The 10,025-nt window shown below is 71.2% G+C and carries 9 protein-coding genes; 3 read left to right on the top strand and 6 right to left on the bottom strand.

Going from position 1 to position 10,025, the window contains the following annotated elements:
- On the bottom strand, window positions 1–1,409 hold a 1,409-nt coding region (locus tag AC5L38_RS29980), incomplete at its 3' end, for a phosphoketolase family protein (RefSeq protein ID WP_495246182.1).
- A gap of 211 nt (window positions 1,410–1,620) precedes the next feature.
- Between AC5L38_RS29980 and AC5L38_RS29975 the strand changes: the two genes are divergently transcribed.
- From AC5L38_RS29975 to AC5L38_RS29965, 3 genes are read left to right on the top strand one after another with little or no spacing between them, the layout of a single operon-like run.
- A complete protein-coding gene (locus AC5L38_RS29975) occupies window positions 1,621–2,430 on the top strand; it encodes a fumarylacetoacetate hydrolase family protein (protein WP_495246181.1) in 810 nt (269 codons plus the stop codon).
- A gap of 3 nt (window positions 2,431–2,433) precedes the next feature.
- Window positions 2,434–3,576, top strand: a complete 1,143-nt coding sequence (locus tag AC5L38_RS29970) for a DUF3500 domain-containing protein (protein ID WP_495246180.1) — start codon at window positions 2,434–2,436, stop codon at window positions 3,574–3,576.
- Between the two features lie 28 nt (window positions 3,577–3,604).
- Window positions 3,605–4,792, top strand: coding sequence for an FAD-dependent monooxygenase (locus AC5L38_RS29965; RefSeq protein ID WP_495246179.1), 1,188 nt, complete (start codon window positions 3,605–3,607; stop codon window positions 4,790–4,792).
- Here the strand turns inward: AC5L38_RS29965 and AC5L38_RS29960 are convergent.
- The 5 genes from AC5L38_RS29960 to AC5L38_RS29940 all read right to left on the bottom strand — a co-directional run bounded on the left by AC5L38_RS29960 (window position 4,756) and on the right by AC5L38_RS29940 (window position 9,921).
- Window positions 4,756–4,998: a DUF5999 family protein gene (locus AC5L38_RS29960; protein ID WP_495246178.1), complete on the bottom strand. Its 243-nt coding sequence runs from the start codon at window positions 4,996–4,998 to the stop codon at window positions 4,756–4,758. The two genes, AC5L38_RS29965 and AC5L38_RS29960, sit on opposite strands and share 37 nt — an antisense overlap.
- 90 nt (window positions 4,999–5,088) lie before the next feature.
- Entirely contained in the window at window positions 5,089–6,075 is a 987-nt protein-coding gene (locus tag AC5L38_RS29955; protein ID WP_495246177.1) for an ABC transporter permease, read from the bottom strand.
- Complete coding sequence (locus tag AC5L38_RS29950; protein ID WP_495246176.1) at window positions 6,072–7,052, bottom strand: ABC transporter permease; 981 nt, start codon at window positions 7,050–7,052, stop codon at window positions 6,072–6,074. The genes AC5L38_RS29955 and AC5L38_RS29950 overlap by 4 nt, the downstream gene beginning before the upstream one ends.
- 137 nt (window positions 7,053–7,189) lie before the next feature.
- Window positions 7,190–8,725: a sugar ABC transporter ATP-binding protein gene (locus AC5L38_RS29945; protein ID WP_495246175.1), complete on the bottom strand. Its 1,536-nt coding sequence runs from the start codon at window positions 8,723–8,725 to the stop codon at window positions 7,190–7,192.
- Window positions 8,726–8,841: 116 nt separating this feature from the next.
- On the bottom strand, window positions 8,842–9,921 hold the full coding sequence (locus AC5L38_RS29940) for an ABC transporter substrate-binding protein (protein WP_495246174.1): 1,080 nt from the start codon (window positions 9,919–9,921) through the stop codon (window positions 8,842–8,844).
- Between the last annotated feature and the right edge of the window lie 104 nt (window positions 9,922–10,025).

The raw sequence follows: 10,025 nt of genomic DNA, 5'->3' as shown, positions 1-10,025 counted from the left end.
GCCTCATAACAGTTGAACAACCCGTGGCGGCCACTCAGCAGGTAGCCCTCCAGCCAGCCCTGACACAGGTGCTCACTGAGCACCTCCATCACCCGGCCGCCCTGCCCCAGGTGCTCGTCGGTCGGGAGCGTTTCGGCGTTCCAGGCCCGGTCGGTGACCTCGAACACCGCCGAGAGCCGGTTGGAGGCGGTCTCATCAGGGCCCATCAGCCGGAAGGTGTCGGGGTTGGCGGCGATCACGTCGCGCAGGAAGGCGCCCAGCACCCGGGTGGGCTCACTGGTGGCGGTGGCGGGCGCCTTGACCTCGACCGCGTGCTCGCGGAAATCCCCCAACGCCAGCGGCCGCAGCAGCTCGCCGCCGTTGGCATGCGGGTTGGCGCTCATTCGCAGCGGCCCCGCCGGCACCGTCCCCACGACCTCGGCCACCGGCCGCCCCTCGGCGTCGAACAGCTCACCGGGCCGGTAGGAGCGCATCCACTCCTGAAGCATCGCCAGATGCTCGGGGTTGTCGCGCACCCCCGACAGCGGCACCTGGTGCGAGCGCCAGGTGCCCTCCACCGGCAGGCCGTCGACCTCCTTGGGTCCGGTCCATCCCTTCGGCGTCCGCAACACGATCATCGGCGGGCGGCCGGCCCGTCCCTGCGTGTAGTCAGCGATCTGGTCGAACACCGTCTCCAAGGTCTCGGCCATGAGTGCGTGCACGGCCTCGGGCTCGTCCCCCGACACCAGGTGCGGGCGATACCCATAACCCTCCAACAGCTTGACCAACTCGGCCTCAGGGATGCGGGCCAGCACCGCCGGATTGGCGATCTTGTAGCCGTTCAGGTGCAGGATGGGCAGCACGGCGCCGTCGCGGCCGGGGGCGTGGAACTTGTTGCTGTGCCAGCTGGCGGCCAGCGGCCCGGTCTCGGCCTCCCCATCACCGATGACACACGCCACCACCAGGCCGGGATTGTCGAACGCCGCCCCATACGCGTGCGCCAGCGAGTAGCCCAGCTCACCGCCCTCGTGGATCGAGCCGGGCGTCTCGGGCGCCACATGGGAGGGGATGCCGCCGGGGAAGGAGAACTGCCGAAACAGCCGCCGCATCCCCTCCCCATCCCGCGTGATATCCGGATATTTCTCGGTATAAGAGCCCTCCAGCCACGCGTGCGCCACCGCCGCCGGCCCGCCATGCCCCGGACCGGCGATATAGATCATGTCCTGATCGCGTTCGGCGATGACCCGGTTCAGATGAGCGAAACAGAAGTTCAGCCCCGGCGTGGTCCCCCAATGCCCCAGCAGCCGGGGCTTGATGTGCTCGGCCCGCAACGGCTCAGCCAGCAACGGATTGTCCAGCAGATAGATCTGACCGACCGACAGGTAGTTGGCCGCGCGCCAATAGGCGTCGACGTGCGCGAGTGCGTCCATACCTCGACAGTTCCTCACCTGAGGCGTTCAAACCCCGCGAGCCCCGGTACGGCGAACTCCCCCTATCGAATTGGGGCGGAATGTACGAAGATCTCCGGATGAGTCTGGAGCGACGCTAGGGTGCGTTCGAGACTGCTGTGGTTCCCGTCATCGGGGACGTCGGGAGTGAACGATGAGGTTTGTCGGGTTTCGGGATGAACGTCAGGTCCGGGTGGGCGTACTGACCGGTGGTGACCGGGTCGCGCCGCTGACCGAGGTGGGCGAGTTCTACGAGGACCTGCCCGTCTGGACCGCGAGGGCGCGCGAGCTCGCCGGCGGCGAGCCGGGATCGTACGGATACGCGTTGGCAGAGCTGGACCTGGCCCCGGCGGTGGCCGGTTCCGCGCGGGTGGTGTGCGTCGGGCTGAACTACCGGGACCACGCCGCCGAGGGCGGTTTCCCGATCCCGGAGACACCGGCGATCTTCGGCCGGTGGACGGCGTCGCTCGCGGTCGACGGGACGCCGGTCCCGGTGCCGCCGGACGAGCCGGGCCTGGACTGGGAGGTCGAGCTGGTCGTGGTGGTCGGCACGGAGCTGCGGTGCGTGGACGAGGAGACCGCGCTGGCGGGGGTGTTCGGCTACGCGACCTTCAACGACCTGAGCGCCCGCCGGGCACAGCGGCTCACCGCGCAGTGGACGCTCGGCAAGAACTCCGACCACAGCGGGCCGATCGGCCCCGTGGTGACCGCCGACGAGGTGGGCGACCCGGCGAACGGGCTCCGGCTGGTGACCCGGGTCAACGGCGAGGTCGTCCAGGACGGCGACACCAAGAACATGATCTTCCCGGTCGGGCGGGTGCTGGCGCACCTGAGCCGGACCATGACGCTGCGCCCCGGCGACCTGGTGGCGACCGGCACTCCCGCCGGGGTCGGGTACGCGCGCACCCCGGCGCGCCTCCTGGGCCCCGGGGACGTGGTCGAGGTGGAGATCGACCGGCTGGGGTCGGTGCGCAACCCGATCGTGGCCTGGCCGGAGAGCTGACCGATGTCGCGGACCTCGCATCTCAGCCACTCCCCCCGCGAGCACTCCCCCGCCGGGCGGACACCGCGCTCGGGTCTGGAGGAGCGCCCCGGGGACTTCAACGTCACCCTGATCACCTTCGCCGCGATGGCGCTGTACGACGCCCTGGACGGCGAGCAGCGGGCCCGCGCGCTGCTGCCCTTCGACGACGCGGACCGCTCGAACTGGAACTTCCTGCCCGCCTCGGGACGCGCCGGGGTGCCGCTGCGGGACCTGAGCTTCGACCAGGGCATCCTGGCGCACCGGCTGATCGCCCAGTGCTGCTCGGAGCGGGCGTACGCGCAGGTGGTGCAGGTGATCTCGCTGGAGCACGTGCTGCGCGAGCTGAACCTGGAGCGGTTCGGGCACGTGGCCAGGGAGTTCCGCAACCCGGGGATGTACTTCCTGACGTTCTTCGGCCAGCCCAACCCCGACTCGGTGTGGGGATGGCGGCTGGTCGGCCACCACCTGTCGCTGAACTTCACGGTCGTCAACCAGGACCACCTGGCGGTGACGCCGTTCCTGCTGGGCTCCGAACCGGCCCGCTTCGGCCCGTACCGGGTGCTGGGCGAGGAGGAGGACCTGGGGTTCGCGCTGCTGCGCTCCCTGGACGACGAGCGGCGGGCGCGGGCGATCATCCACCCGGTGCCCCCCGCGGACTTCGTCACCCGCACGGTGCCGAGGATCGGCGAGGTGGAGCTGCCCGACCTGCACGGGGTCGGCCGCCGGGACGCGATGATCACCGAGGCCGACCGGCAGGCCCTGCGCTACATCAGGTCGCACCCGCGCGGGATCGCCGCCGCCGACCTGACCTCCGGGCAGCGGCGCGCGTTCGACGAGCTGCTGGAGTGCTACCTCGACCGGGCCAGGCCCGGCCAGGTGGCCGCCGAGATGGACCGCGTCCGCGCCGCCGGTGACGGCGATCTGCACTTCGCCTGGGCCGGCGCCGACGACTACGGGCTCGGCCACTACTACCGGGTCCAGGGCCCGGTCACGTTGATCGAGTTCGACAACACCGAGGACGACGCCGACCACGCCCACAGCGTGTGGCGCGACCCGTCCAACGACTTCGGCGAGGACCTGCTGATGAGACACCTCATCGAGGAGCACCGCGGTGCCGCGGGGTGAGACGCCGCCCGACGAGAGGAACCCCTGAGTGAAGATCGCCATTGTCGGAGGAGGCCTCGGCGGGCTGGCCACCGCGCTGCTGCTGCGCCAGGCCGGCCTCGAGGCCGTCGTGTACGAGCAGTCCGCCGAGCTGCGCGAGGTCGGCGCGGGGATCGTGGTGGGCCCCAACATGGTCCGCCCGCTGGTACGGGCCGGGCTCGGCGAGCGCCTGGCCTCCTTCGCCGTGCCCCTGGAGACCGCGTGGGAGTTCCGGCGCTGGGAGGACGGCCGGGTGCTGTCCTCCCAGCCGATGGGCGAGGAGTGCCGGCGGCTGTACGGCACCGACTGCTACGTCGCGCACCGGGCCGACCTGCTCGACATGCTGCTGAAGGCGCTGCCCGCCGACGCGGTCAGGACCGACCGGCGGCTGGAGGTGCTGCGGCAGGAGCACGACGGGGCCGAGCTGGTCTTCACCAGTGCCGGCGGCGTGAAGACGACAGTGGCCGCCGACGTGGTGATCGGCGCGGACGGCATCCACTCGGCCGTACGGCCCGCGGTCGTCGACGAGGAGCCGCCGCGCTTCTCCGGTCTGTGCGCCTACCGGTGCCTGGTCGACGCCGAGCGGGCGCCGGAGCTGGCGCTGCGCCGGGTGCAGACGCTCTGGCTGGGCCCCGGCCGCCACTTCGTCCACTACCCCATCCGGGACAGAAAGCTGATCAACATCGTCGCGATCGTGCCCGCGGGCGAGTGGCGCGTCGAGTCGTGGACGGCCGACGGGCGGATCGAGGACCTGGCCCGCGAGTTCGAGACCTGGGACCCCCGGCTGGGGCAGCTGGTCGCCGCGGCCACCGAGACCAAGCGCTGGGCCCTGTACGACCGCGGCCCCCTGGAGCGCTGGACGTCGGGACGGGTGGCCCTTCTCGGCGACGCCGCCCACTCGATGCTGCCCTTCTTCGGCCAGGGCGCCGCCCAGGCGGTCGAGGACGCGGTGGTCCTGACGAGCTGCCTGCGCGACGCCACGCCCGGGACGGCGGAGAAGGCGCTGGCCCGCTACGAGGAGATCCGCAAGCCCCGCGCCTCACAGGTGCAGCTGATGAGCCGGGGCCGCGAGGTGCAGAACCACCTGCCCGACGGGCCCGCCCAGCTGGAGCGCGACGCGGCCCTGGCCGGCAGCGACCCGCTGCGGCAGAGCGCCTGGCTCTACGGCCACGACCCCGAGGCCGCCATGGCGGGCTGAGCGGGCGCGGAGATCGCGGGGGGCCTGACGGGCGGGCGGTGCGGCGGCACGGCCCGGCCGTCGGGCAGCAGCTCGCCGGTGTCCTCGAAGAGCACCACCCCGTTGCAGAGCAGGCTCCAGCCCTGCTCGGGGTGGGAGGCGATCGGCCTCGCGGCCTCCCTGCCGGGCGCGTACGCGGAGGGGCATGGTGTTTCGTGCGGGCACATGGTGTACCTCCCTTCCCGCAGGATGCGCCTCGGGGGGCGCCCTGTCCCGGTACAAATCCGCACACAGGGGCCCCCGGATCCCGCCGGGCCTCACTCGGTCCTGCGCACCCCTCCCAGGAACCGGTGGGCGATCACCACGAGGGCGAGGAAGAGCCCGCTGACCACCTGCTGGAAGGAGGCGTTGAGGTTGCCGACCTGGTTGATCAGGTTCTGGATCACGCCGAGCAGCAACGCCCCGGCGATCGTGCCGCCGAGGGCCCCGGCTCCCCCGGTGAGCAGGGTGCCGCCGATGACGACGGCGGCGATCACGTCGAGTTCCAGCCCGATGCCCAGGATCGTCACCCCCGACGAGAGCCGGGCCGCGTTGAGCGCCCCGGCCAGCCCGGCCAGCAGCCCCGACATGAGGTAGACGGTGATCTTGGTGCGGGCCACCGGCACGCCCATGAGGCTGGCGGCGTCCTCGCTCCCGCCGATGGCGTAGACGTTCTGCCCGAAGCCGGTACGCCGCAGCAGGACCATGCCCACGCCCAGCAGGACGGCGGCCACGAGCACCGGGTAGCCGACGTTCATGACGGAGCCCTGGCCGAGCAGCGCGAAGGAGGGGTCCTCGACCAGGTAGGTCGCGGCGCCCTCGTCGGAGATCGCCAGCATCAGGCCGCGCGCCGCCAGCAGCCCGGCCAGGGTGACGATGAACGGCGCCATCCCGGTCCTCGCGATGATCACCCCGTGGACCAGGCCGAACAGCCCGGACACCGCGAGCGGCAGGGCGAGCGCCACGAGCAGCCCGTACTGGGAGCCGTACGCCGCCAGGACCCCGCCGAGCACGAAGAGCGACCCCACCGACAGGTCGATGCCGCCGGAGATGATGACGAAGGTCATGCCGATCGCGATGATCGCCAGGAACGAGGAGGAGGTGGCGATGTTGCCGACGTTCGCCACCGTGGCGAAGGAGTCGAAGGCGAGCGAGCCGACGAGCGCGAGGACGGCGAGCACGATCAGCGCGCCGTGCCCGCGGAAGATCCTCCCCGCGCGCTCGCGGGGGGACTCGGTCTCCGCCGGAACCGTGGTGAGGGTCATCGGCGCTCCCTGGCGGCGTAGACGGCGGCGAGGATGATCACGGCCTGGGCCATCTGGGTCCAGGACTGCGGCAGGTTGTGCTTGATCAGCGTGGCCTGGAGCAGCTGCATGAGCAGCGCGCCCATCACCGTCCCCAGCACGCGGACCCGGCCGCCGCTCAGCGGGGTGCCGCCCACCACGACCGCGGTGATGGCCGACAGCTCCATGAACAGGCCGAGCGAGGTGGGGTCGCTGGCCTGCAGGCGTGAGCTGGCCAGGATCCCGGCGATCGCGGCGAGCACGCCGGAGATGACGTAGACCAGCAGCAGGATGCGCCGCACCGGCAGCCCGGCCAGCTCGCTGGCCACCCGGTTGCCGCCGACCGCGACCACCTGGCGCCCGAAGGTGCTCTTGCGGACCACGAACAGCACGAGCAGGGTGAGCGCCACCGCCACCAGCACGACGTACGGCACGCCGAGCACCGACTCGCTGCCCAGCGCGGTGAGCGTGGGGTTGCCGATCTCCTTCAGCTGCGGCAGCAGCACGTTGGCCAGCCCGCGTATCCCGACGAGCAGCGCCAGCGTCGCCACGATCGGCTGCACCCCGACCACGGAGACGAGCGTGCCGCCGACGGCCCCGACGAGCGCCCCGGCGAGGATCGCCATGAGCATCGCGGGCCAGGCGCCGTAGCCGAGGTAGAGGGCGATCATCGACGCCGACAGCGCCATGACGGAGCCGACCGACAGGTCGATGCCCTCGGCGCCGATGACCAGGGCCATGCCCAGGGAGACCACGACGACAGGGGCGACCTGCAGCAGCTGGGTACGGAAGTTGCCGACCGCGAGGAAGTTGGGGGTGAAGGCGGCGTTGAACAGCACCAGGACGACGACGGCGACGTAGACGCCGTAGCGCTGCAGCCACGACAGCAGCTCCGCCCTGCCGGGCAGCGGGCGGGCGATGACCGGCACGGCCTTCGCCGGGGGACCTTCGACCTTCATCGGGGAACCTCCACCGGCCGGGCGATCACGGACACGACGGCCATCATCGGGAGACCTCCGCCCGCCGGGCGATCACGGACATGACGGTCCTCATCGGGGAACCTCCACCCGGCGGGCGACCACGGACATCACGGCCCTCATCGGGGGACCTCCACCGACCGGGCGATCATGGACATGATCGCCTCCTCGCTCACCTCGGTGCCGTGCAGCTCGCCCTGGACGGCGCCGTCGCGCAGCACCACGACCCGGTCGCAGCCCTCGACGATCTCCTCCAGGTCGGAGGAGATGAGCAGGACGGCCAGGCCGTCCACGGCGAGCTCGTCGATGAGCATCTGCACCTCGGCCTTGGCTCCGACGTCGACGCCCCGGGTGGGCTCGTCCAGCAGCAGCACCTTGGGGCTCATCGCGAGCCAGCGGGCCAGCAGCACCTTCTGCTGGTTGCCGCCGGACAGCTCGCCGACCAGCTGGCCGGGCCCCGCGGCCTTGATCCGCAGCCGTTTCATGAAGGTCTCCACGATCCTGTCGACCCGGCGGTCGGAGACGATGCCCGCCCGCGAGAGCCGGGGCAGCGCGGCCAGCGCGATGTTCTCCCGCACCGACAGGGTCGGCACGATCCCCTCGGCCTTGCGGTCCTCGGGCAGCAGGCTGATCCCGGCGCGGATCGCCGCGGAGACCGAGCCGGTGCGCAGCGGCACGCCCGCCACGACGACCTCCCCGGAGTCCACCTTGAGGGCGCCCGCGATCGCCTTGGCGGTCTCGCTGCGCCCGGCGCCGAGCAGGCCGCCCAGGCCGACGACCTCGCCGGGCCGCAGCGCCAGGGAGACGTCGTCGAGCTGGTGCCTGCGGGTGAGGCCGGTCGCGGTGAGCACCGGCGGGTCCTGCTCGTCCTGGGTGTGGGAGCCGCTGAACTTGGTGGCGCCCTCGGCCCGCACCTCCGACAGCTTTCGCCCGAGCATGAGCGAGACCAGGCGCAGGCGCTCCAGCTCGGCCATCCTGCCGGTGTGGACCAGCCTGCCGTCGCGCAGCACGGTGACCCGGTCGCAGATCTGGTAGAGCTCGTCCAGCCGGTGGCTGACGTAGATCACCGAGCGGCCCTGGTCGCGCAGCCCCCTGATCACCTCGAAGAGCCTGCCGACCTCGCGCGGCTCCAGCGAGGAGGTGGGCTCGTCCATGATGACGACCTGGGCGTCGACGGAGACGGCACGGGCCAGGGCGACCATCTGCTGGGTGCCCATGCCCAGGGAGCCGAGGGGGCGGCGGACGTCGACGTGGACGCCGTACCCCTTGAGGATCTCCCTGGCCCGCTCGTGCACGGCGCCGAAGTCGATGAGCCGGAAGCGGCCCCTGGGCTCGCGCCCGAGGAAGAGGTTGCGCGCCACGCTCATGGAGGGGACCAGGTTGACCTCCTGGTAGATCGTGGAGATGCCGGCCCGCTGCGCGTCGAGCGGGCTGGAGAAGCCCACCACCTCGTCGCGGTACCTCACCTGGCCCGCGTCGGCCTGGTAGACGCCGGTCAGCACCTTGATCAACGTTGACTTGCCCGCGCCGTTCTCCCCCACCAGGGCGTGCACCTCGCCCCTGCCGAGGGTGAACGAGACGTGGTCCAGCGCGCGGACGCCGGGAAAGACCTTCAGCACCCCGGCTGCTTCCAGGACTCGGCCGGTCGTGGCCACAGGGCTCCTCTCCTCAGATCTCCCCGATCCCCGGAAAAGGCCCGGGGCGGCGGCGCGCCCCGGGCTCCCCGGCGATCGGGCTCAGTGATCAGGTTCGGTGGTCGGTGGACCTTGGATCAGTAGGCCTCGGAGAGGGAGCTCTCCGCGTTGGCCTTGTCGTACTCGCGGTCGGAGATGATGACCTTCTCGGGGATGGCCTGGCCGTCGAGGAACTTCTGGGCGGTCTCGAAGGCCAGGGCGCCGAAGCGGGGGTTGGACTCGATCACGGCGACCAGCCAGCCGTCGGCGATGGCCTGGACCGCGCCGCGGGTGCCGTCGATGGAGACGATCTGGACGTCGCCCGCCTTCTTGCCCGCGCCCTTGAGCGCCGTGACCGCGCCCAGCGCCATCTCGTCGTTCTCGGCGTAGATGCCGTCGATGTCGGGGTTGGACTGGATGAGCTGCTCGGTGACCTGCTGGCCCTTCTCGCGGGCGAACTCGCCGGTCTGCTCGAAGGTGATCTCGATGTCGGGCGCCACCTCCTTGATCCGGTCCTTGAAGCCGCTGGTCCGCTCGGTGGTGACGTTGTTGCCCGGCGCGCCGAGCAGGATGGCCACCTTGCCCTTGTTGCCCAGCGCCTTGGCCATCTGGTCGGCGGCGCGCTTGCCCTGCTCGACGAAGTCGGAGCCGATGAAGGTCAGGTAGTCCTTGCAGGGGGCGGCGTTGATCTTGCGGTCGATCGTGATGATCGGCACCTTCTTGGCCGCGGCCTGCTGCAGGACCGGCTCCCAGCCGTCGGAGTTGAGCGGGGCGATCACCAGCAGCCGCGCGCCCTGGGCGATGAGCTGCTGGACGTCGCTGATCTGCTTGGAGAACTGCGACTGCGCGTTGGTGACCTTGAGGTTGGCGATGCCGAGCTTGGCGGCCTCGTCCTTGATCGACTTCGTCTCGGCGATCCGGAAGGGGTTGGCCTCCTTCTCCGACTGGGAGAAGCCGACGACGGCGGACGTGAGGTCGAACTTCTGGGCACCGAAGGCGTCGATGGTGCATCCGGCGCCCGCGTCGGCGGCCGGCGTCTGGACGACCTGGCCGCCCTGGGTGCTGGAACCGCTCGGTGCGGCGGCGGTCTCCTCGCCCTTCGCGCAACCTGACGCGACGAGGGCGACGGCGGCCAGCAGCGCGGCGACTCTTCCCTGACGACTCGTGAGCAGGGTCATGGTGCCCTCCTGGACAGGACGATGGAACGTCGATGCGCTCGATGTTCATCCGGCCAGGAAACAAAATCGTAAAGAAATGGACATCAGTAGGTCACGATTGATCG

This window comes from Streptosporangium nanhuense (assembly GCF_059358815.1).
The sequence above is the reverse complement of the archived record's forward strand: the minus strand, read 5'-3'. Positions and strand labels throughout refer to the sequence as shown.